The organism is Ornithinibacillus proteolyticus (assembly GCF_039581225.1).
Lineage (GTDB): Bacteria > Bacillota > Bacilli > Bacillales > Amphibacillaceae > Ornithinibacillus > Ornithinibacillus massiliensis.
Genome location: NZ_JBCPXV010000004.1, coordinates 23,617 through 48,488, shown reverse-complemented (window position 1 = coordinate 48,488; position 24,872 = coordinate 23,617). Strand labels below are relative to the sequence as shown.

The window sequence follows — 24,872 nt, the reverse complement described above, 5'->3', positions numbered from 1 at the left end:
ATTACTATTTTTAGTGTTCATTCGACAATAATATTTACATAATATGAAAAAAGGAGGCTGGGATAAAAAAATAATCATAAAGGAAAAACCGAATGATGAGCAACCGACCTCGCTCCGGAAATATACTTCGCTTTCACTTCCAGTACAGGGGCGACATCTGCTCGATAAAACCATCGCAGTGTCTACCTTGCCGCCGGGCGGCTGGTGAGCCTCCTCGTGCTACTTCTTTAGGGGTCTCACCTATGCCTTTCCTCCCGCAGGAGTCTACGTATATTTCCGGAGCTAGTATCGTGTATCATTCGGTTTTACATTTATTTTCATTATGTCCAGCCTTCTCAAGGCTTCAGAAATTTAATTATTTCCTTTTCCTTTATTTGTGTCCTTCTTATCCTTACCTTTTCCATTGTTGCCTTTCTCTTTATCAGTACCTTTATTCCCTTGGCTATTATTCCCGTCACTTTGTTCTGTAATAAATAGTCTTCCATCTGCTAATTGACGAGTTTCGTTACCGTAGCTATCCCTTACCTTAACCTCGATAACGGCACCTTCAGCAAGTACATTACTCGGTACTGTCCAATAACCGACATAATGTCCAGGTGTAGTTTCTACTAATGGAAGTTCAATAGGATTATAGGATGTCACCCCATTTAAATTGGTAAGCGGCATTTGAACGACAAAGGATGCTTTTAATCCAGGCTCACTATCAAACTCAATCTGAACACTTTGACCGACATGTAAATGTTGATCTTCAGCAGGTGTTAAATTTGTAATCTCTGGAGCTGTAAATTTCGCATAAACTGTAAACGTTTGAGTAGTTGTATTGCCAGCTGCATCGGTTGCAACTACTTCTATCGTATTTTCTCCTTCATCAAGCATGATTCGTTTTGAGAATTCTCCATCTTCCACAGAAGCCTCTTGTCCATTGACTGTGACCGTAGAAAGATTATCATCATGGACCGATCCCTGTACAGTTAATGTCTCACGATTTGTCTTTTGCCCATCTTCTACATTTACAACATTCAACTCAGGTGCGATCGTATCTAATGTTACGGTAACAACTTCAGAAGCTGACGCTTGATCGCCATTGACATAGGTTACGGCTTGTAGATTATTTTGACCTTCTTCTAATTCAATGTCGAAGCTAAATAATCCATCTTCACCAATTTCTGCTGTGCCTAATTCTGCATCATTATTCAATAAACTAACTGTTGTAGTAGGTGATGCTGCACCTTCTACAGTTACAGTAGCCTCATTAGTGAAAGTACCGTCTGCAGGAGAAGTGATTTCTGGTTTTTCTACTCCATACGCGACACGGGCACGAATCATATAATTTCCTTCATCAGCTGGTGACGACGACCATGATCCACCTACATATTGATAACTTCTTCCAGCATTTGGACCATTCTCATCCGTCGCTAATCCAGGTGCATTGGGATTTGGTGAAGTCTGAATATAAACCATATAGAAGTCACCATCTACTTGGATATTATGTTCTCTTAAATCAACTACAGTCCACTCGTTTAGATCACGAATTGCTTCTGCTTCAATTGGCCCTGCTAATTTTTCAGCTGGGAGTCCGTCAGCACCAGCACTCCATACTTCTACTGCAAAACCAGTTCCTCCAGGGGTTGGCCAATCTGTTCCATGGAATTGGAATACCCCATCTGTAACAATCGCTTGTTCTTGCCCTTCAGGTAGTGACATTTTTACTGCCCAACCATTACCAGCATCATAAAATACACGTGCATTTTCTGCCGTTCCATCATCATAACCAATTTCTCCACCTGGGATAGTAAAGAATGGTTCGAGTGCAATGTCTAATGTTTTATTCTCGTCAAATGTTACTTCCATTTCTTGCCCTTTATAGTCTTGAGCAATAACCTTTAATGTGTACGTTCCTTCATAAGCTGTAATAGAGAAGTTTCCATTTTCATCCGTTTTAACTGGTTCTACATTAGCATCTTCTACTAATAGAAGTGTTGCATCTACTATTGGATTACCCGATTGTTCGCTTGTAACAGTTCCTGAAACAGTTGCTTTTGGTAGTTCCTCTAGTACAAAGTTTGCTGTAGCTGTATCCCCTTCTGTTACTGTCACACTTTGTTCCTCTGCACGGAATCCATACGTTTCTGCTACCAAAGTATACGCTCCAGAAGGTAGTGTCATTTTGTATGTTCCATCTTGTGGATTGGTAGATACAGAGCGACCATTTTCAAGCACGGATACGATAGCTTCAAGTGGTAAACCACTCGTTTGATTATCACTCGTTTCTACAGATGCTTCTGCATCATCCTTAGCTGATTTAGTATTTGTTTTCTTTGCTAATTCCTTCTCTAACTTCGCTTCTTTTTCTTTTTCAGCTGCTTCATCTTGCTTTGTGAATTTCTTGCTAGCAGGATTATTCTCTAGGTTTAAGGAAGAGTCAGCTAATGCCACATCATCAATATACCAACCTAATCTTTCGACACTAGCATCTGAATAAGCATAAAACCCAACATAAATAGTTTGGCCTGCATATTCTGATAGATCGACTTCAGCATCCTGCCATTCCGTTGCACTACCATGGAATTCTGCTAATGTTGTCCAATCACTCATATTAGTTGATACAACAACTTCACCATAATCCCAAGCTCTTCCTGTAGACGATTGTTCGAATTCATGCCAGCTCTTAAACTGTAGATAAGCACCTTCATCCGGAACTTGTACTCCTGGCATAATAAGTGTTCCATCCATTCTAGATGGATATTGTCCATCTAAATTTGTTGCATACACATTCTCACCAGAAACCGCTTCATTTGGCCCGGACGTTGGTTCTCCGAGTTCCCAAACATTATTACTTCCAATGAGCGTCCAACCTTGAGGGTTATTTTCAAAGTCTTCAAAGTATCCAACTGTTATACCATCCGTAAGCGAAATGACGTATTCATCACTTTCTACCGTATTACCAGCATAATCAGAAACCTCCCACTTATAAGTGAAAGAATCCCCTGTAACTTGATTTCCCGGAACAACGACAGAGAAAGTAGCTTCTAAGTTGCTTCCAGATTCTAATTCAGCCTCTAGCGCTTGCCAATCACCATTTTCATCTTGATAATGTAAAGTTGCTCCACCAACAAGCATATTGTCTCGAACTAGCACATCTAGATTTAATGCCATTCCACTATATGCAATCTCAGGTGGTGTATGCTCAAATGTTGGAGGTTCAGAATCATTGTTGTATTGAGATTCATCTGTTAATGCAACTTCATCTATATACCAACCATCTCTTGTAACACTACCATCAGAATACGTGTAGAAGCCAATGTATACGCGTTGTCCTTGGTAATCCCTTAAATCAGCTTCAATATTACTCCATCCATCTGATGATCCTACAAATTGCTCTAAGGTAGTCCAATTTTCTAAATCTGTGGAAATGGCTAGATTTCCGTAGTCATATGCTGTACCGGAGGAGCTAATTTCAAATTCATGCCAGCTTTTAAATTGTAAGAATGAATCTCCTTCCGGTACATCAATTGGAGGCATGACTAAGTGTGCATCCATATTGTTCACGTATGGCCCAGCCACATTAGTTGCGTATACATTCTCTCCGACAAATGCCTCTTCTGGCCCAGAAGTTGGTGCACCCCACTCCCATGTATTATTGGAGCCTAACTTCTGCCAACCTAATGGATTTTCTTCAAAGTCTTCATAGTAACCATTTGTAATACCAGGTTTCACTTCAACACTATACTCATCTGTAACTACTTCATTATTACCGAAGTCATTAATTATCCAGTTATACGTGAATGTACCTACCTCAAGCATATCACCTGGAACTGTAACGACGTATTCACCAGCTTTATAATTTCCAGATACACGTTCGGCATCAAAGAGTTCATCTCCCGCTTGTAGCTGAACAGATGTGATGCTTACATTATCACTAACATGTATCGATAGTTCTAAATCAAGACCAGCATAGGTCTCTGAAGGAGCAGTATGCTCAAATTCAGGTGCTTCCGTATCCTCACCATCCATTGTCACTTGCCCTTCTATAGAACCAAGCCCTTCAGCGATGGTCGATACAGCAGCAAACGCGTCTACTATTCCATGTCCATAGCCATGGTTAGGACTTTCTGGATACTGGCTATCTGTTCTAGCAACAGCTGTATCCATTAATAATTGCTCCATATAATCAACTGAAATACTAGAATCCGCAGACCGCAATAGCGCGACTACCCCGGCAACGGCTGGAGCTGCCATAGACGTACCATTATAGCTACTATACCCTCCTCCAGGTACAGCGGAGCGAACCGCTACGCCAGGTGCCGAAACTTCCGGCTTAATTTCCCCATATGGCGATGGTCCTCTTAGTGAAAAGTTAGCTAGCATATCATTACTATCTGTTGCACCAACAGCAAACGATTCTGGGTAGTTTGCAGGAGTCGCTACAGAACCAGGACCACCTGGGTTAAAGAGTGTCGTATTACCTGCAGCAAATGCTGGGAATATTTCCGCTGCACGCCATGCAATGACAATATCCTGGTAAAATTCATTAATACCAGCGCCACCACCCCAAGAATTGTTCACAACATCTGGAGCCTTAGAGGCATCTCCACCTGGCTCCATAATCCATTGGCCAGCTGCAATTAGATCTCTGTCATATGCACCATCATCCGTGAAAGCTTGTACAGCTATCCATTTTGCACCAGGTGCTACTCCGACTTGGTTTGAACCATTTGGCTCGCTTCCTACCATAGTACCCATTGTATGTGTTCCATGACCATCATTATCATACGGAACTGTCTGACCATTTACTGGGTCAAAAAAGCTATAAGTATGGTCAACTTCACCTGTTGCAGCATTATATCCACGATATTTCTCCTTTAATGCTGGATGTTGCCAATCAACACCTGTATCAATGTTTGCAACTACTGTTCCAGCCCCATCAATACCGAGGCCCCAAACTGATGGAGCATTTACACGATCCACATTCCACTCAATGTTTTGCGGATTCGCTTTTGGAATATCATCAATAGCTATTTCAGTCTTAATCAACTGACGCTTTTCATTTGGTAGTATTTTTTCAACCTCTGGGAAATTAGCAATTTTTTCTGCAACTTCTTTTGTAGCTGTTACCGCTACCGCATTAACGATATAGAATGCTTCAATATCTTCCGCGTGTCCCTTTTGTGCTTCTGATTCTAGATAACTCACTACATTTTGTTGTGAAGAAATTGCTGTTGCTTTAAGTTCAGAAATAACAGCAGAGCGTTGCACTAATTCTTGATTAAAAGCTGACAATTTAGCACCTTGTGCCTTTGTACGAGCATCTTTGGCTACCTTCACCGGATCAGCTTTTTCCTTAAATTTAATTAAAAATGTAACTTTCTCATCTTTTTCGAACGATTTCGCTAAATTACTGTTAATTTTAGCCTCTGCTACTTCCTCCTTATTAACTAAGGAAGTGTGTGGTGAAGCATCTTTATTCTTACTTGCTTCAGCACTTGAAAAAGCTGGAGTAAATAATGAGAAAATCAACAAGACCGTTGCAATAATACTAAATCTTCTCGCCTGCTTTTTTCTTCTTTTCAAAGAATATTCCTCCCCCAAATACTATTTTTAAAACAAAAAAACCAAACTTGCCTCCTTTCCTCGAAAAGTAAGAAGATGTCTGGTTGCTAAATGCTCTATGTTGTTGTATTCACTATAATGGATTGGGTTTGTCATATTCCGTCGTATTTTGTCGTTGTTTTCCGAATATTTAAAAATGAATAATTATTACTACCTTCTATTCTTATTGTTCCATGAAAATAGTCGTACTAACATTAAGGTAATTATGTTCAAAATCCTATTATATCAATACATAACCCTAATTAGTCCAATTCCCCCAAGTCATAACTTTCCTATACTTGGAAATAAAAATAATCACAAAGTCATACATAGAATTGGTTTATTATACAATAATCTATGATTCATTCTTTTTCTACATTTATTTTAGACTAACGTATTGCGAAAGTCTTACAAACGTTTCTGTTATCCAGTAAAAAATGCCCAAAAGAAAAAAAGCCCTATAAGGACTTTTATCTTTACAAATTAAATATAATACCCATTAATGAATAGATAATAATCGTCGAGAACATGATTGTCATATAGATAAGCGAATAGATAAATAACATTTTTGCCCATTTCTCCGAATCTTCTTGTCTATAGGCAACAAAACTAATAATTAACCAAATTCCGCCAAGTAATAAACCTACTAACATAAGGCCAATACTTAAAGATCCTAATAGAAAACTTGCTAACATCATAATGATCAAGTAAATATTTGTTTGCAAATAGGTTCTTTTAATACCTTTTACGACAGGTAACATCGGGACACTCGCTGCTTTATAATCATCATGTCTTCTTATTGCAATAGCATAAAAATGTGGCATTTGCCATAGAATTGCAATTACAAATAATCCAAGAAGAGCCGGGTGCGTAATGTCAGGATAAATTGCAGCCCACCCAATTAAAGGTGGCATTGCTCCGGACAAGCTACCAACCTCTGTATTATAGACCGTTCTCCGTTTAGTCCACATCGTATACGGTACTATATATAAAAACAGACCCATAAATCCTAAAAATGCCGATAATAAAGTTGTAAAAGAAAGTGCTACTATTCCTAATACCGCCAATACAATAGCAAGCCATATCGTTGCTTTTATACTAATGGCGCCTGTTACTGTCGGTCTTACCTTCGTTCTCTCCATTACCGCATCAATATCACGATCATACACATTATTAAAAGCACCTGCAGCGCCAATAATGAAGGCTGTACCGATAATCGCCAGAATCATCTCAGGAATTTTGTCTGTAATCTTATACTCATACGTGTACATCGCTAATGTTAGACCAGCAAACATCGGAACAAGATTAGATTTAATAATTCCTGTTTTTAAAGTTTTATCCAAAGTAAGTTTTAATTCCTTAAAGTTACTCATACTACTCTTTATATTCCCTTCTATCAATCCCACAAAAACTTTAGGACTATATTCCCTTTAACACTTCTACTATTGTAACACTTCTTTCTATTTTTTTCTTGCAAAATTAGTACTATTTATTGAACGAATAGATATGAAAGAAAATTCTATTTTTCTCTCTCTAATCTAGTTTAACTTCAAAATTAGGATGGTTAAGGAACTGGAATAGCAGATCAATTTGTGATTTCGTATTTCTAGCTTCCGATAATTCTGGTATTCTATCTTGTGAGAAAAAACTAACTTCACTAGTCTCCACACCTGTTTCAACCTTTCCACCTTTTATTTCACATTGAATAAAAAGTTTATACACGTGATAAACAGAAGGTGGATGGGGATGACATTTTTTATCCAATACCGCTAACAACCTATTAGCCTCTACGTCTAAACCTGTTTCTTCTTTTACCTCTTTTACTACAACTTCGCGTGGCGACAAGCCTATATCAGCCCACCCCCCAGGTAATGCCCATTTATTATCAGCTTTTTCTTTTACCATCAGTAACTGCTTATCACGAAAAATAACTCCTCGAATATCAACCTTTGGCGTTCTATAACCAGTTTCATTAGCGAACAGATTGCTGATAATTTGTTTATCTGTAAGTGTGTGTGCAGCTAGCATCTCATGACTAATTCTCCTAACTTCTTCAAATCGTTCTATGTCATATACGTCTTTTGAATACGTTATTCCATTCTGAGCAATTGCTTGAAGTTCTTTTGCCCATCTTAGCCAATTTGGCTCCATTGTATCACCCTTATTCTATCAGCATATAAAACTAAAAAATATCTTTTGCATCCTTTGGCAATGCTCGTACCCTTGCTAAATACTTCATCATGTTTTGATCGTCTGTCTCTACATAGTGAAAGGACTCATGATTTGCTACTTCCCTTGCTAGCAATCGGAATAATTCACAGGTAATAACTAGCCCGTCCCAAGTATTCTCATAATCACCGTCCGTATACGTACGTCGATACATTTTCCAATATTCATCTGGAAGATACCTCTCAAAGTACTTCCCCATTTTACCAGGAGAGATTTTATAATCATGGTTCATTCCAATCCACCAGGAAACCACTTGATTAAGTCGTGGACGAATTGCCAGTTCATACATCTGTTTGGCGTACGGTAGCTCCTCTCTCCATAATCCTTTCGCGACATTCTGTATACACCACCAGAAATCATTACAACAACTGAAATACTCCGCTTCAGAAGGCTGCTTAACCCAGTAATCCTTATCCGTTGCTGGTGGTATTTCCGGTAACCAACCATCCTTGTCCAGTAGAGGAATGGTAAGACTATCCGCTTGATATGTCGTTAACATGAATTCTTTTGTTTGAAGATGTAAATCAATACGGTTTCCGTCTGTAAATAACATCAAATAGCCATAGTTCTGACTTAAATCCACATCAGCTCCAAGTGCTTTATCATTTCTCTCAGGCTCCTGGATCATTAAAAATTCTCCAAATTGATTAATCCAATTCTGATCCATTACAAATGAATTCACGTCTGTTACAACAAAAACAACATCATAGTCTTGAAAAATATCCTTTGGAGCATTCACGTTCGTCCTTGAACCATTCATATACACTGCACGTATCCGCTCATCTTCCTTTGCTACCTGTAAGATTAATTTGACCATCTCTTGTTCTGTTCTCATTCAATCAGCTTCCCCTAATATTATCCATTTTATTTAAATAGTTATACTATTTGCATTATAGTCTACATACATAGAAAAAGCGACAGAATGCTCAGTCGCTTACAGGTTATATTATCCCAAACAAATCTAAAAATACTCGAATCGCAAGCAAAGTAACGACTAACAGAATAAATCCGTAGATGATATTTTGTCTCGTATTATTTATCGCCGATCCAAGAACTTCCTTTTTATTACATAGAACGAGAACAATCCCTGCCACTATTGGCAGTGCTAGTCCATTTAAGGCCTGAGCCGTAACGATAATCCCAATCGGAACAGCTTCGAACATCATAATAATGATAATGGGTACAAGACTTGTTACAAGCATTATTACCCTACTTCTAGTCGCCTTAAAATCTTCTTCTTTACCAATTGACTCATTCATCAGCATACAAGCTAATGAAATTTGGTATAGGCCAGAAGAGAAGCCAGCTGCCCACAAGCCTAAAGAAAATAATACTGCAGCATATCTACCCAGTAATGGGGTTAGCTGTACTGCCATATCAGCTGCACTTTCTACTTCAATCCCTTGTGTATACATGACAGTACCAGCACATACTAAGATAGCTCCTGTAATTAATGCTGTAGCTGTCATATTTAACCGTAAATCAAATTTGGAAAGTTTTAATTCACGCTTAGTAGAGAGGTTATTTGCATTCTTATATTTGGATTTTGTGAAAGCGGACAAACCAAGGACAATATTTGGTGGCATTGTTGTAGCAAGGAGTGCTAGAACTAACCAATATTCTCCTCCTAAAGTTTGAAAGGAAAAACCAACTGTTACCAGATCTCCTAAGTCTGGTCCCGAGAAAAAAGCGGTAAGGACAAATGCCAGTATCATCAAGGCAATGAGGACCTTATTAATATTCTCTAAAATTTTATATACGCCAATCCAAGCTATCACTAGTGCAACCAACGACATCGATAATGCCCATACTGTTAAAGAAATATCTGGAATAAAATAATTCAACGCCAGTGCAGCACCTGTAAAATTACCAGCCTGAAACGCAATTGCACCAATTAAGACGGTTATAAATAAAAATATCGAAACAGGCTTACCGATATAATCTCTAACACCTTCCATGATCGAAATCTTTTTTACAATCGTAATTCTGGTTGCTGGTTCTTGATAAAAATAGGCAAAAATACAAGCAAGTATGATGATCCATAGAGCTTGATAACCATACGATGAACCGGTTACGGACATGGTTGTTATCGTACCAGGCCCAATAATTCCAGCGACCACAATCGCTGCTGGACCTAAGCCTTTCATATAATCCTTAAAGGAAATACGTTCATCCTTGATCGTATTATTACTATTATTATTTCCATTAACCTTCGCCTTTGACCCAGGCATCAAATTCCCCCTTTTTAAATTTTGTCGGGTATTATTCTCGCATAAATCATCAAATTATTCCACTATGATGCCATCATTTCGTAGTATTACCATAGCTTATTCAACTTATTAATCGATAAAGCTGTCATTCGTAAAAAAATCCTCGAATTTAGCAGGAATCGGTAGTTTTATCACGAATACAATCTATATCAATAGAAGTGGGTGAGAAAATGAGAGCATTATTAGTTATCGATGTACAAAAGGGAATTGTAAATTTGCAGGATTTCACAAAAGAACTACATGTAATAGAAGAAGTAATTAAAGACTTTAAAGAGAAAGAGGACCCTGTTTTATTCATTCAACACTTCGACCAACATGAAGAAAGTCCTCTTCATCCAGAATCTGAAGGATCACAGCTTTATCCAGGTCTAAAGGATTATGCTGACTATATCGTCCAAAAGGAAACACCGAGTGCTTTTTACAAAACCAATCTGGAGAGCATATTGAAAGAACTTCAAGTAGATCAATTATTTATTACTGGCTTTAATACAGAATATTGTTGTCTATTTACCGCTATCGCAGGCTATGATCGGGGTTATAACGTAACTTTCCTAGAGGAAGCAACCGGAACAGTTAATACTGGAGAAACATATGAAATGAATGATTTAGATATCCGTGATTTTATTGGTACCATCCTACACTGGTCGGAGACAATGGAAGTACTTGATTATGAGGAGTATGTTGAGCAATATAAGTAAAAAAATAAAAAAGTTCTTCTCATAAGAGAAGAACTTTTTCTATTAATTATAATTTAACAACGTTAGCTGCTTGAGGTCCACGGTTACCTTCTGTAATTTCGAAAGATACTTGTTGACCTTCTTCTAGAGTTTTGAAACCGTCGCCTTGAATTGCTGAGAAGTGTACGAATACATCGTCTCCACCTTCAACTTCGATAAATCCAAAACCTTTTTCTGCGTTAAACCATTTTACTGAACCTGTGTTCATTAAGAAAACCTCCATGTGCTTTATGCACGTTATTACTAATTTCAGTTCAAGATGCTAATTCAAGACGAAGATAATGACTAGAAAGTTATTACATATATCTTGTAATCCTAACACGAACATCAATAAGTTAATATTAGTATACCACGTTTCCGATAAAAACTATACCTTTTTTTATAAAAAATCGTAAACATTAAATGGAAACCATTATGTTCAACATTTTCATTGTATTTCCAGTAAGCATATTTGCTGAAGAAATTAAGAAGTAAGACTGATAAAGTTCTTTCGGCTTCACTATCCATCTACTCGTTCACAGCTGTTTCTAATTTGTTCTGTAATACTTTTACAAACCTTTCCGGTTCATCCACCCGAATAGCAACCCTACTGTATTGTTTTTTAAATCCCATGATTAATACAACTTGTGCCGGTTTTCTTAATTCAAGTATGACGGTAGGCTTTACCTTTTCTACGTCATGAGCAATAAAGTCAACCGTCTCTTTCACTTTCTCTTCATCAAGTTCTTCGGTATGATGGATTATTCTATCTACATTAGACCATTCCAACTCCATACGCTTCATCAAACCAAATGACATATATAACTTTTCATTCGCAACCAGTGTGGGGTTTAACCTAACAGCCTGGATATCTCCTAGTAAAAGAATAACACCGTAAATATTAAAAATAAGGAGTACAACAGCAACTACTGGTGAAATATTATGTAACCACCAATGGATCCCAATGGACTCAATCACAATGGCGTGGATAAGCATTATTCGTAGGGCTATAAAACTAGACTTTTGATGGAAAGTAAAAGTGGATTGGGTCAATTTAGGCTGCTTCCTCCAGCTTGCAAAAGCATAATAAAACATAAGCATTTCAGAACATATTATGTGGATAATGGGGGCGTTATTAACCTTTTGCTGTACTGCTTGATGGAAAGAAAATAATACTGGTAATGTGCTTTGTTTTACCAGTTTTATTATGTTGGGAATATAAACGAATAAAGATATCAATATACTTAACTCGATTAGAATTAATACCCCTTCTGCTATAAAACCGATCCATGTTATAGCTGCAAAAGGTTGTAAGTAATGGAAAGGGATAAGAAACCTAGTAAGAATTAATCCTATTGCAATTGCACTAACAATATACTTCCAGCTCCACTTCCTAATCCAAGCAATAAAGAGTATAGGGGATACAATAGCTAAGTCAATGATAGAACCGATTACTACTCCATTTGAATTTTCCGGAATGATCGACACACCGAATGTAGTATGATAGAGCAACATATTGGAACTGAGTATTAACAGTAGCATAACTAGCCAACCATGTCGCAGTAATTCTCAACTTAAGGACATTCGAAAACCTTCCTTCAACATAAAATGAAGATTAATCATGGGGATGATCTAATTATATTTTAACAAAATTCTAGATATTTAGTATGTATAAATAAAAAGTTCATCTTATAGTCAAAAAGATTTCTTGTAAGAATCAAGTTCAAAGAAAAAACCCGCTTAAAGTAAGCGAGTTTCCTTTTATTCAGCATCAATAACTTGTTTCATTAGTTTAATTTTACCGAGAATTTCGGATTCACGATGTGCTAACATAATTAACAAATCACCATGTGTTTCTACATGTCCATAAGGAACTTTAAATTTTACATTTGATTTCCAAAACAAATCATCAAAATTATTGATTCTGATTTGTTGTTCCTCCAATTGTCCGATTAATTCCTCTAATGTCGGGACTTCAACCGACCAATCCGCAACCGCAATATCAGAACTAAATAGCTCATTATAATGGCTTGGTAGTTTTTGAGATGACTTTTTAACAAACAGCAATTTTTCGTTCATTAATAAGGTATTTCCAATATACCAACGAATTGTATTTTCAAAGTACTTAGACTTTCGATCTACTAAATCTTCATCTAACTCACGGATAAAGGTGAGTAAAGATGTTCTACTCAGGTTAAATTGCTTTAAATATGACATACTTGCTCCTCCTATCTAGAATTATTATAAATAAAAAACAAGTTTTATTCAAATAAAAGAGATGTGCCTAATGAACGACACATCTCCACCATATTTATTGAATGGTAACCTTCACTCGTCTTACGCCCCATTTTAGAGCTTCCGCACGAGTTGGAACGAATACATCTATCTTATTCCCTTTAATTGCACTACCAATATCTCCAGCAATAGCATAACCGTATCCTTCTACATAAACAACAGAACCAAGCGGTATTACTGATGGATCAACTGCAATAACTTTCGTGTCCGGGTTCGCAATTAAATCTATCCCTGTATGGGTAGTTCCTGAGCATCCTTTACAATTTGCAGTATAGGCTGTGGCTGTTACCGTAAGCGTTTTTTCACTGACTTGATTTAATGTATCTTCATTAGTGTCTTTGTTACTATTTTTCTGCTCACGTTCTGCACTCTCTTTTTTGGCTTCTTCTTCAGCCTTTGCAGCTGCTTCTTCTTCGGCTTTCGCTTTTGCCTCAGCCTCAGCTCTTGCTTTTGCCTCAGCTTCAGCTTTTGCTTTAGCAGCAGCAATTTGTTCTCGAACTTTTGATTCCATCGAAGCTAAACTATTATCTTCTGATTTTAAATTCTCAATCTTAGCTAACAGTTCAATTTGTTTCGACTCAAGTGAATTTTTTCTCTGCTCATTATGTTGTTTTTGTTCTTGTACTTCTGCTAAAGCTTTTTCTTGTTCTAGCTTCAGTTCATTTAAGTGATCAAGTTTATTTAATGAGAGTAATTGCTTTTCTTCCACGGCTTTCATATCTGCCTCTAATTGGGCAATTAAATCGGAATCGGATTTAGTAATTGTATTTACCATCGTAATACGACTAATAAAGTCACTAAAACTTTGAGCTCCGAACAACACTTCCAGATAACTAATATGTCCACCAGACTTTTGATAAGAAGAAATTCTATCTTCTAATAACTTATGTCGTTTAGCAATATTTTCATCTAATTCTTGAATTTCTTTCTGAAGCTGCGCTATTTCATCAACCGTATTATGTAGCTTATCTTCAGTTTCATCGATTACTAATTGTTTTTTAGAAATTTCTTCTTCTACATCGCTTATCTCTTTATTTAGGTTATCAATTTCAGACATAATAGTAGAAATTTGTTTTTCTGCACCTGAAAGATTCTCTTGAATTTGTTCACGCTGTTTTTTAATTTCTTGTAAATCATCTTTTTTATCATCAGCTAAAACATGTGTACTAAATGAAATACCAAAAATAATTGTAATAGCTAAGGTAATTACAGTTAATTTTCTCAACTTTTTCCCCTGCTCTCCTATAATCTAGTAAATACATACTTTAAATTAAAGTGTACCATTACTAGATTTCAACCTCATTAGCAGGATATTACAATTACATTTCATAATTTAGTACCAATCGATTAGTTGGGATTCATTACCGAACACATATAGTGTATTCTATCTCTGCATAAAATAGTCGGGACACAACCTGGTGTTAATATGACAACAGCGCTCCCAACAATAGTTGTCTTTTCACTTAACACCTTCGTTATGTCCCAGTCTAGTTCTCTATTTAATATGCACCTTCCACTGCACCATCTTTTACATCTTGTGGTACTTCAATGGAATCGATATTATTCATGTTTTTATATTCGGATTTGACATGCTGTACCATATCAATTGTCTCGCCTTCCACCGTCATAGACATTTCCATATCCATGTTGTATCTCTTTAAGTCATAAGTTTCCTTGTCAATAACCATTTCAATATACAGATTCTTTATTTCCATATCCTTAAAAAGCTGTGATAAATCACCTAGCTCTGCAGTTAATTCTTCTGGAAGATATTCGTCTAGCATTTCTTGAGAAAGTTCTTTAAATCCTTCCCCATCAGCAGTTAACTTAAATACATACTCATTATCTACTTGTTCAAACTCGAAATCTTCTACATATTTTTCCATCATATTTAGTTGTTCAGACACATCTGGCTGGTTTGCTGTAACTGTTTCAAGTGGAATCATAGAACTATCCATTTTAACCCACTCTCCTGTTAAGGATTCAAACATATACATTTCACCATCAACTAGATACATCTCTGTTTCCATATCTAATGGTACTTCACTACCCATACCTGGAATGTCCATTGACATGGACATAATTCCCTTTTGATGCATTGCGATCGGATCATTTATGACGGAACCTTGCAAATCACTAGTAATTGTTATCTTTCCTTCATCACCTACAGAAAGCTCTTGATCCAGCTTAATACTTACTTCCGCACTTTCCATGTTTTCAGATGCTTCCAGTGCCTTGTTAAATACATTTTCTGCGTTTTCTCCACAAGCAGCTAGCCCGATAGAAACCATTACTAGAAAAACCGTTACTATCCACTTTTTCAAAATAGTACATCCCCTTTTTAAATATTTATTACGTCTAATTATACGACAAATATCTATAAAGGTTTCACGAAAAACAGTAAATGCTCCTAACTGATTCAAAAGGCCTATAAACAAAAAGGAAACTCCAATTATAAAATGGAAGTTTCCTTTTCTCATTACGGTATATCATGAATATTTTGTTGTGCTTCTTGGACTTGCTGTCTAATATCATGTAATTCCTCAAAAGCCTGCTGAAACTGTGAATTGTCTGTTGCTTCTGTTCCAGCTTGGTTTTGTAAATTTCTTAGTTCATTTTCTGTTTGGTTCAGTAATTGTTCTGCTTGCTCTAATCGTTGTAAATCTTGCCCTTGAGCTTGTAAGACAGAAGCCTGGGCATCTTTTAACATTTTACTTGCCTGCTGTAGTTTCTCATGCATATTTACCTGTGCCAAAATAAGTAACCCTCCATTATGCTTGAACTAGCTAAAACTTCCTTTATATAGTGTTCCAATCATTACTGCAATTATGTGTAAGCAATCTGGATATTTATTTTTAACAGACAAAGACAAGAAGTAACTAGGGACAAACAATTTAAGGGCCTATTTTTCAGGAATTACACAACCATCATCTGTACAAACAGTTGCTAATTCCTCTCCTAATTTTTTCAATTTAGGCTTTGGTGCTTCTTCTTCCCAAACTTGATTAATGGCACTTAAGAATAACTCTGTCGGTTGTGCACCTGAAATCGAGTATTTTTGATTGATAACAAAGAATGGGACACCAGTTGCACCATATTGTTGCGCTAACATTTCTTCATTACGTACCTCACTAGCATATCTCTCCTGATCCTCTAAAACAGTTACGACCTCTTCTTTCGTTAAATCGACAGAATTAGCAATCTCTACTAACGTATCACGGTCACTAATTAATTTACCTTCTACAAAATATGCGTGAAGCAATTGTTCTGTCAGTTCTTTCCCTTTTCCAATTGTCTCTGCATATTTTGTTAACCGATGGGCATCGAACGTATTGGTAGGCTTCATTGTATCAAAATTATATTCTAATCCAACACTCTTTGCTTGCTCTCCAATCCCATGATTAGCTTGTTTAGCCTCTTCTACACTCATTCCATATTTTTTGCTAAAGCTTCATGAATCGAAACCCCTGCATAGTTTTGTGCGTTAGGATCAAGTTCAAAGCTTTTATATTCAATTTCTACTTGATCACGATTAGGAAATTGTTCAAGCGCACTTTCTAATCTACGTTTCCCTATATAACAAAATGGACAAACAAAGTCGGACCATACTTCAATTTTCATTATAAAACTCCTTCATTTTAACTACTTTTTATTACTTAATTGAATAGCTCTTCCATTTTGAACTAGCTAAGAAATCCTCTTTTAAAATAGCATACATCAGTAAGTCATCAAATTTACCATTACCAAATTCATAATTTCGTAACAATCCTTCGCGAAGAAATCCATGTTTTTCTACTAAGTGGATAGATGCCAAGTTAGCTGGTTCTATTAGTGCTTGCACCCGTTCCAGCTCCATTGTTTCAAAACCGTATGCTAATACCGCCTGCAATGCTTCACTTGCTATCCCCTTGCCCCAGTATTCCTGGTTTAACTCATAACCAATATCCACGCGATGATGCATTGGCACCCAATTAAGAAAGCCCAAGCTTCCAATAATCTTATCTTCATCTTTCAGTGTGATTCCCCATCTGATACCCATTTGTTGTGTGAATATCTTATTATACCAAGCTATTTCATCAAGTACTTGTTCCGTCGAAACGAATGGTGGTAATCCATAATATTCCATAACATCTGGATCTTGCAAATAGGTTAGCATATTCTCTGCATCCTGAACTTCTATTTTCCTTAGTCGTAATCGTTCTGTCTCCATTACTGGAAAGCTTGTATGGACTTGTTTCATCAAATTCCCCTCCGTTTTATAATAGATGCATCATTTTCTCCGCTTCATCCCACTTCACACTAAAACCTGCTCCTTTAGCACAAAATACCGAGGATGACGTATATTCTGGATCGGCATCTTTATCATAAGCTATTCGCTCAATAATTTCTTTCTCATTATGACATTGGTCATACCCGGCAAAAGTTAGTGTCATACTGCCCTTCCCCTTTGTAAAAGAAGCAAGATTCATCGGATAGTCCATAAATGTAGCTACTGGTACCTGACCTTTGATAGCAGCTTTCTCTCCCTCAGTCACCGGTGCTTCAAAACGACCATGTGCGGCCTGAACATCGGATATAACCCTTCCCATTTGGTCTATATCCACCTTGATTTTAAAGTGATAATACGGTTCTAATAATACATTCTCCGCCTTCTCTAACCCTTGTCTAATTGCTCTAAAGGTTGCTTCACGAAAATCTCCTCCATGAGTATGTTTCGGATGAGATTTACCAGTTAACAGTGTGATCTTTACATCTGTTAATGCCGATCCGGTTAACAATCCATGATGTTCACGCTCAAACACATGTTGTTTAACTAAGTTCTGTAATCCAATTGATAACTGATCGGTGTGACATTTACTATCAAACAGGATACCACTATTCCGTTCTCCAGGCTCTAACTTCAAGTGCACCTCAGCATAATGGCGGAGCGGTTCAAAGTGCCCATAACCGATAACCTCAGATTTGATGGTTTCTTTATATATGATTTCAGGTTTTTCAAATAGAACCTTTAGACCAAAACGTTCCATAACAACTTGTTCCAATACTTCAAGCTGAATAGTACCCATTACATGAATATGAATTTGTTGAAGTCGCTCTTCCCAAGTTACTTTTAGGGACGGATCTTCGGCATCTAACATATTAAAGTACGCTAAGGCTTCTTTCACATTGACATGTGGTTCAAATACAACGTTGGAACGAAGCGTAGGTACTAATTCATATGTGTTTCTATCCGTAATTGCCCCAATGCCGTCCCCTATATTCGCCCTGGTTAGACCAGTTACGGCAAATAGCTCTCCTGCTTTGACTTCAGGAACAATTTCAACATTACTTCCATTTAACTTCCGTATTTGAGTTATTTTCTCTGAAATGATTTGCTCTTGAATTTTATAGGTCGCTTCATCGCGCACCTTCAGTCTTCCACTTAACGCTTTGATAAATGTTACCCTGGTACCTGAATTATCATAGCGTATTTTATAGACTCTTCCTGAAAACTCACCTTCACTTTTATATGCTGTCGATGTCAATAAGTGAAACGCATCTAAAAATTCCTTTATACCAACATCATGTAAAGCAGAGCCAGAAAACACAGGGAAAATCGTACCATTATTTATCATTTGTTGTATCTTTTCAAGCCATTTTTCTGCGTGATAGCCATTCTCCAGATAATACTCCAATAACGATTCATCACGTTCTGCTATAAATTCGATAACACCCTCATCTAATACCATACCTTTTTCAAGTGAAGATAATTCGATTATATCTTCTGTAAAATATAGCTTCATATCTGCTATTACCCGATTAACATCTGCCCCAGTTCTGTCTAGTTTATTAATAAAGAAAAAGACGGGAACGTGATGTTTTTGTAAAAGCTTCCAAATCGTCTCTGTATGTCCTTCTATCCCTTCAACTGCACTAATGATGACGATGGCATAATCCATCACTTGTACAGCTCGCTCCATTTCTGGAGAAAAATCAACGTGTCCAGGTGTATCAATAAGGTAATAGCTAGAACCCATATAAGAGAAATAGCCTTGATCAGCAAAAACTGTAATTCCCCGCTGTTTCTCTATCTCATGACTATCGAGAAAGGAACTTTGATGATCCACTCTCCCCCTATTCTTGATTGCCTTCGTATGGTATAGTATTTGTTCTGAAAAGGTGGTCTTACCAGCATCAACATGAGCAAGGATCCCAATCGTTTTATTCATTTGAATACTCCTTTATAAGCTACTCGCAGCATATTATATCAACCTACCTAGAAGTAACTAGCTCTTTTATTTCAAAGAAAAAGCATTAGGCCTTACCTCCCAAGATCTGTTAAAATCCATATTCCGCTTCTTTCTCTTCACGAATCGTATGGAAAGCTTCCGCTAATACAACGATATCTTCTACTAACCGATCAATTCGTAGTAATACATCGTCATTTGTAATTTTCTTTTGATAGAAATCCTGTTCTTCTATAAATACATAGGTCTGAACAATATGAGCTTTCATATAGGACAAGATTGGTTTTATTTGTTGCTGAGCCACTAAGAAATGCTTCGCTGAACCAGCAGTGACAATCAACCCGACAATTTTATCTAAAAAAGCGTTCTCAGGTAGTAAATCAAAAATATTCTTTAAAGGGGCTGGAATGGAAGCTTGGAAAATGGGAGTTCCTATGATTACTATATCCGCAGCCATAATTTTTTCGACAACATACCCGGTATCCCCATCATACTCTAAATAATTCCGACCATCACTGAATTGAATATCATAATCTTTTAAATCTAATAATGTAACCTCTGCATTAGGATTGTTATCTATCATTCTTTTTATCGTATATTCCATAGCAGTTCTTGTTTTCGAACCAGTGATAGAACCGGATAACCCGACAATTTTCAAACTATGCTTCCTCCTTATTCCGGTACAAACTATATAATCGTTTTATTGTAACGTTACTTTGTTATAGTTCATTTATCACAAGTGAGATTATTTCTCACTTACTATAGTCATAGTACACCAAACCAGAAAATGATAGCTAATAAACTGCTTAAAATCCAGCTTAATAACAAAGAAAGACAAACCATAGCTTTAAAACTACTTTATTCTACAGATTTAAAAACAGCATACTACAAAAAATTTAGCATAAAGAAAAAACCGAATGATGAGCATGGACCCCGCTCCGGTATCATTCGGTTTTACATGTAAATCTTTAAAATATGTCCCAGGCTCTTTCCCAATTTAATATAAGCCAAACCAATATCCGATTGCTGCACCGATATAATTACCAATAACATATCCCAATGTGCCGATGATTAATATTGGAGCAACAAGCTTCGTCCACCCTTTAGAAATAGCCATTGCAGCCGCAGTTGTCGGACCACCAATATTAGCATTGCTTGCTAGGACAATTTCCTCGAGATTAAATTTAAATAGTTTACCAAATACAAAGGAGATTATCATATTTAGCGTTACCATAATAAATACTAATACAAATAATAATGGCGCATTTTGTAGAATAATTGGAAGTGACGCTGGTACCCCAATAACAACAAAGAATATATAAATTAAATATGTACCTATCTCTTGGGCACCTTTAATATTTTCAAAGAAACGTGAGAATAGCGTGACGGTAATTAACGTTACCGTTGTTAACATTAAATATTTATCACCCAAAAATCCATTTAAGGCATGATAAGCAAAGTTTGCATTCTCTCCAGAAGGTATAAGGGAATCAAATAACTCAGCCAGTTTAAATGATACAGCAACTAAGGTAAACGCAGAACCGACTGCAAGACCAATATCCTTTAATGAAATCTCTTTTCTTTTCCAATAAGAAGCTGCTAAATTTTTCTCATCTTTATCTGCTGATTTTTCTATCATTTCTTGGTATGGAGCATGGTAACGTTTACGAAAGAACGCTAAAGTTGGAATTACCATCAAAATTAAGAAGTATAGTGCCATCATCAGGTTATCAGCAACAACCGTAGAGGATAATAAATCTCCAGGAGTTTCAAATCGTGCGGAAAGTCCTGCTAAGTTAACACTTCCACCAATATACGAGCCTGTCATCATCCCTACTACTTTATATAAATCTGGAATGAAGTCTTTTAATAGAAAGAATCCTACTATGGCCCCTATGACTGTTCCTATTGAACTTATTAGAAATATAACTAATAATCTGCCGCTTTCATTCCATATTTTTAATATGTTCGTTTGGAAAAGTAATAATGGAATAGCTAAAGGAACTACATAAGCCCAAACCGTATCATATACCGGTGAATCAGTTGGTATTATGTTTAAATTAGCTAATACCATAGCTCCAACTAATGCGATTATTGCTCCAGATACTTTCGAAGCCCATTCATATTTCTGCTCTAAATAAATACTAACCCCTGCCCAACCTGCTAAAAACGCCCATAATATCCACGAATCATCCGGTTGAATTAATGAATAAATCATGTTAACTACTCCTTTTAGTCCTTATAATATGAATAAATTATACCCTATTCACAACGAGGTCGCTAACTATGAAACTATTAGGATAGTTTCATGTGGAATAGCAAATAAAAAAGGCTGCCACACAATTTTTCATCATGTGACAACCTTTTCTTTTCTAATTAGTTTTCAATTACTTCTTTACGGTTCTTTTTAAACAGCTTCGATAAAACTTCATAAACAATTGGTACAATGATTAGCGTTAATAGGGTTGAGCTTGCTAAACCACCAATTACCGTAATCGCAAGTCCTTTAGAAATTAACCCTCCACCTGCACTTCCAAATAACATAGGGATAAGTGCTCCGATGGTTGCTATTGCTGTCATTAGGATTGGACGAAGTCGAGTTGCACCAGCTTCGAGTATTGCATCTCGCATTCCCATTCCCTCACGTTCCATATGAATGATACGATCAACCAGTACAATAGCATTTGTTACGACTATACCAATTAACATTAGTAATCCCATCATTACTGTTACAGAGATAGTTTCACCTGCGATTAATAACCCAACAAATGAGCCAATAACTGCAAATGGTAATGAGAATAGGATTGCAAATGGTGCAAGTCCTTCACCAAATGTTACCACTAGGATGAAGTATACAATTAATATCGCTGCAAGCATTGCAAAGCCTAACTGTGTAAAGGTCTCTTCCATATCCGCTGTTACACCTGCAATACCAGTTGTAACACCTTTAGGCAGCTCTAATTCACTTATCTTTTCATCTACCTCAGCAGAAACCTTCGATATATCATCATAAATAATGGTACCATCAACCGTTGCGTAATATTGACCTTCACTACGTGCAAGCGTATTTAACGTCGTACCTTCCTCTACGGTTACTAACTCAGATAGAGGCATCGTAGTACCAAGAGCCGTTTCAATTTCGATATTTAACATTTCATCAATTGAATCTGGCTGTTGAATTTCTTCATCATGTTTTACGATAACATTAAGGTTAGTACCGTCTTTTTCAATAGTTGTTAAAATATTGTCTGTTCGGTTAGGGTTTAACGCCATATAGATTTGACCCGTTGTTAAACCATATTGGAGAAGCTCCTCTTGATCCACTTTAAACGTGTACTCTACGTACGATTCTTCTTTACTTGAGCTTACGTCTTTTAATCCATCATTTTCTAGCATTACCTCTTCTACCATAGATACAGCTTCATTTAGATTATTTAAATCCTCGCTATATAAGGTATAGCTAATTTCATTGGAAGAAAAGGCCATAGCAGAGAAGTTCTGGCTCTTCCATTCCCCTGACTGATCAATATTAAAGACATATTCTTCTATTTCTTCGCGTACTTCAGGGAAGTTCTTCAAATCTTCGTCAAAGATGAGGTACATTAATGCACCTCCACCACCCGTCAGCATAGCAGATTCCGAACCGCTGTCATTAATCGATAATTGAACAATTTCGATATCATCACGGTCAAGCATTGCTTCTTCAACTTCCGTTACATTCGCGACTGTTTCATCCTTTAGTTCCCCAGTAGCAGGAGTGTAGGTTAGGTACATTACCTTTTCCTCTTCACTTCCTAAGAAGCTAAAGCCAATTAGTGGTGTTAATGCTAAACTACCAACTAACATAATTACAGCTACTGCTGATGTAATAAACTTATGATTTAATGTCCAGCGTAGGATACCTTTATACCAGTTTCCTAACTTACCAACTTCTTTATGTTTAATTTCTGTTTTCTCACCATATAGTTTTTTCTTAAATAAGAAATGAGATAGTGCTGGTACAATAGTTACCGCAACAAGTAGCGAACCACCTAGAGCAAATGTCATGGTCAGTGCAAACGGCATGAATAACTCACCAACCATACCACCTACAAAGATAAGTGGCGCAAATACTGCAACTGTAACTAATGTCGAGGACGCAATTGGTTTGAACATCTCAAGTGTTGCTTCTCGAACCAGAGCACGACCAGTTAGTTTTTCTTCTTTTAAATGCAATCGCCTGAATATATTCTCTACAACAACGATAGAGTCATCTATAACACGTCCAATGGCAACCGTAATCGCCCCAAGTGTCATTATATTAAGCGTAATATTCATCCAGTTTAATAGCATTAGTGCAATAAAGATGGATACTGGAATAGAGATAATCGAAATGATAGTTGATTTGAAATCGCGTAAAAACAGTAGAATGATAAGAATCGCAATTAACCCACCAAATACTGCTTTTTCTACCATTGTAGCGACAGAATCCTCAATCGGTTTACCTTGATCCAAGGAAACATCCACCAATAGCCCTGAGATATTAGACTCTTCTTCTTCCATTAAATCCTTTACACTATTTACAACATCAACTGTATTAGCATTTTGCCCTTTTACTACCTGCACGGCAATTGCGTTTTCACCGTTAGTACGGGAAATAGATTGAACTTTACCTACTACTTCAACTGATGCAATATCACTTAATTTCACAAAAGGTAGTGGTTGTGTTTCAGAAGGTGTTACCGGAATTAACATGTCCTTTAATTCATCCTCAGACATGAACTTTCCATCAAGAGCTACAGCTTGCTCTCCTTCTTCAAACTCATAAAGTCCTAGTGATATAGCCATATCACTTGCTTGAATCATTTGCTCAACATCATCTTCTGTAATGCCAAGACTAGCCATTTTTTCGTCATCATATCGCAATTCAATTTCTTCAATATGTTGACCAGTAATGGTGGCAGAAGCGACACCATCTATCTTTTCAAGCTTCGGTAGAATAATATCTTCTACTGTAGAAGTTAGCTCCACAATATCTTCCGTATCACTACTAATACTTAATGCAACTACAGGCATCATATCCATACTAATAGCTGTAACGGTTGGTTCTTGAGCATCATCAGGCAATGTCACATTATCTAGTGCAGAATCTAATGCCCGCTTTGCCTCATTCATATCTATCCCATAGTCATATTCGATTTGAATACTAGCCATATTGGCATAGGAATTAGAATAAACCGCCTTTACGTCTTCTAAATTCTCAACTGTTTTTTCAATTGGAATCGAAACTTCCTCCATTACCTGTTCAGGTGTCGCACCAGGATATACTCCTGACACCATTAAGTAAGGAATAGAGATATCAGGAATCATTTCTGTCTTCATACGAGAACCAGAATATATTCCGGATACAATAATAATAATTGTCAAAAGCCAAACTGCTAGCTTATTTTTTATTACAAAGTTGACAAAATTCTTCACGCTTACACCTACCTTAATTTGACTTTATAAACTCACTCCCCTATACTAATGACTGTTCAGTCAGTTTGTCAACCATATGCTATGTAATT

17 protein-coding genes and 1 pseudogene are annotated in these 24,872 nt (G+C 36.8%); 1 reads left to right on the top strand and 17 read right to left on the bottom strand.

Annotated features, from left to right (window positions below; translation table 11 throughout):
* Window positions 1–351 precede the first annotated feature (351 nt).
* The 5 genes from AAIB49_RS03570 to AAIB49_RS03550 all read right to left on the bottom strand — a co-directional run bounded on the left by AAIB49_RS03570 (window position 352) and on the right by AAIB49_RS03550 (window position 10,049).
* Window positions 352–5,571, bottom strand: a complete 5,220-nt coding sequence (locus AAIB49_RS03570; protein ID WP_339215652.1) for a S8 family serine peptidase — start codon at window positions 5,569–5,571, stop codon at window positions 352–354.
* Between the two features lie 494 nt (window positions 5,572–6,065).
* Window positions 6,066–6,962 (bottom strand): heme o synthase, encoded by an 897-nt coding sequence (cyoE, locus tag AAIB49_RS03565; protein WP_339215653.1) that lies wholly within the window; start codon window positions 6,960–6,962, stop codon window positions 6,066–6,068.
* Window positions 6,963–7,122: 160 nt separating this feature from the next.
* Window positions 7,123–7,740, bottom strand: a complete 618-nt coding sequence (locus AAIB49_RS03560) for an NUDIX hydrolase (RefSeq protein ID WP_339215654.1) — start codon at window positions 7,738–7,740, stop codon at window positions 7,123–7,125.
* Between the two features lie 31 nt (window positions 7,741–7,771).
* Window positions 7,772–8,653: an aminoglycoside 6-adenylyltransferase gene (locus AAIB49_RS03555; RefSeq protein WP_339215655.1), complete on the bottom strand. Its 882-nt coding sequence runs from the start codon at window positions 8,651–8,653 to the stop codon at window positions 7,772–7,774.
* A gap of 106 nt (window positions 8,654–8,759) precedes the next feature.
* Window positions 8,760–10,049, bottom strand: coding sequence for an Nramp family divalent metal transporter (locus AAIB49_RS03550; protein ID WP_343457244.1), 1,290 nt, complete (start codon window positions 10,047–10,049; stop codon window positions 8,760–8,762).
* 209 nt (window positions 10,050–10,258) lie between these two features.
* On the opposite strand from AAIB49_RS03550, the gene AAIB49_RS03545 reads away from it, so the two are divergent.
* Window positions 10,259–10,786: a cysteine hydrolase family protein gene (locus AAIB49_RS03545; protein WP_339215659.1), complete on the top strand. Its 528-nt coding sequence runs from the start codon at window positions 10,259–10,261 to the stop codon at window positions 10,784–10,786.
* A 46-nt stretch (window positions 10,787–10,832) separates the two neighbouring features.
* Here AAIB49_RS03545 and cspD read toward each other — a convergent pair whose 3' ends face one another.
* The 12 genes and pseudogenes from cspD to AAIB49_RS03485 form a co-directional block, all read right to left on the bottom strand.
* Entirely contained in the window at window positions 10,833–11,033 is a 201-nt protein-coding gene (gene cspD, locus AAIB49_RS03540) for a cold-shock protein CspD (protein WP_339215661.1), read from the bottom strand.
* A gap of 299 nt (window positions 11,034–11,332) precedes the next feature.
* Window positions 11,333–12,346, bottom strand: a complete 1,014-nt coding sequence (locus tag AAIB49_RS03535) for a beta-carotene 15,15'-monooxygenase (protein ID WP_343457243.1) — start codon at window positions 12,344–12,346, stop codon at window positions 11,333–11,335.
* Between the two features lie 219 nt (window positions 12,347–12,565).
* On the bottom strand, window positions 12,566–13,021 hold the full coding sequence (locus AAIB49_RS03530) for a DinB family protein (protein ID WP_343457242.1): 456 nt from the start codon (window positions 13,019–13,021) through the stop codon (window positions 12,566–12,568).
* A 94-nt stretch (window positions 13,022–13,115) separates the two neighbouring features.
* Complete coding sequence (locus AAIB49_RS03525; protein WP_343457241.1) at window positions 13,116–14,324, bottom strand: PcsB-like coiled-coil domain-containing protein; 1,209 nt, start codon at window positions 14,322–14,324, stop codon at window positions 13,116–13,118.
* Window positions 14,325–14,598: 274 nt separating this feature from the next.
* Window positions 14,599–15,423 (bottom strand): DUF6612 family protein, encoded by an 825-nt coding sequence (locus AAIB49_RS03520; protein ID WP_343457240.1) that lies wholly within the window; start codon window positions 15,421–15,423, stop codon window positions 14,599–14,601.
* 155 nt (window positions 15,424–15,578) lie between these two features.
* Complete coding sequence (locus AAIB49_RS03515; protein WP_343457239.1) at window positions 15,579–15,854, bottom strand: hypothetical protein; 276 nt, start codon at window positions 15,852–15,854, stop codon at window positions 15,579–15,581.
* A 147-nt stretch (window positions 15,855–16,001) separates the two neighbouring features.
* A pseudogene (locus AAIB49_RS03510) lies at window positions 16,002–16,720 on the bottom strand (DsbA family oxidoreductase).
* 31 nt (window positions 16,721–16,751) lie between these two features.
* Window positions 16,752–17,339: a GNAT family N-acetyltransferase gene (locus tag AAIB49_RS03505; RefSeq protein ID WP_343457238.1), complete on the bottom strand. Its 588-nt coding sequence runs from the start codon at window positions 17,337–17,339 to the stop codon at window positions 16,752–16,754.
* Window positions 17,340–17,355: 16 nt separating this feature from the next.
* Entirely contained in the window at window positions 17,356–19,308 is a 1,953-nt protein-coding gene (locus AAIB49_RS03500; RefSeq protein WP_343457237.1) for a GTP-binding protein, read from the bottom strand.
* A 109-nt stretch (window positions 19,309–19,417) separates the two neighbouring features.
* Complete coding sequence (locus tag AAIB49_RS03495; RefSeq protein WP_339215679.1) at window positions 19,418–19,984, bottom strand: NADPH-dependent FMN reductase; 567 nt, start codon at window positions 19,982–19,984, stop codon at window positions 19,418–19,420.
* A 339-nt stretch (window positions 19,985–20,323) separates the two neighbouring features.
* Window positions 20,324–21,544 (bottom strand): DUF819 family protein, encoded by a 1,221-nt coding sequence (locus AAIB49_RS03490; protein ID WP_343457236.1) that lies wholly within the window; start codon window positions 21,542–21,544, stop codon window positions 20,324–20,326.
* A gap of 158 nt (window positions 21,545–21,702) precedes the next feature.
* A complete protein-coding gene (locus AAIB49_RS03485) occupies window positions 21,703–24,783 on the bottom strand; it encodes an efflux RND transporter permease subunit (protein WP_343457235.1) in 3,081 nt (1,026 codons plus the stop codon).
* Between the last annotated feature and the right edge of the window lie 89 nt (window positions 24,784–24,872).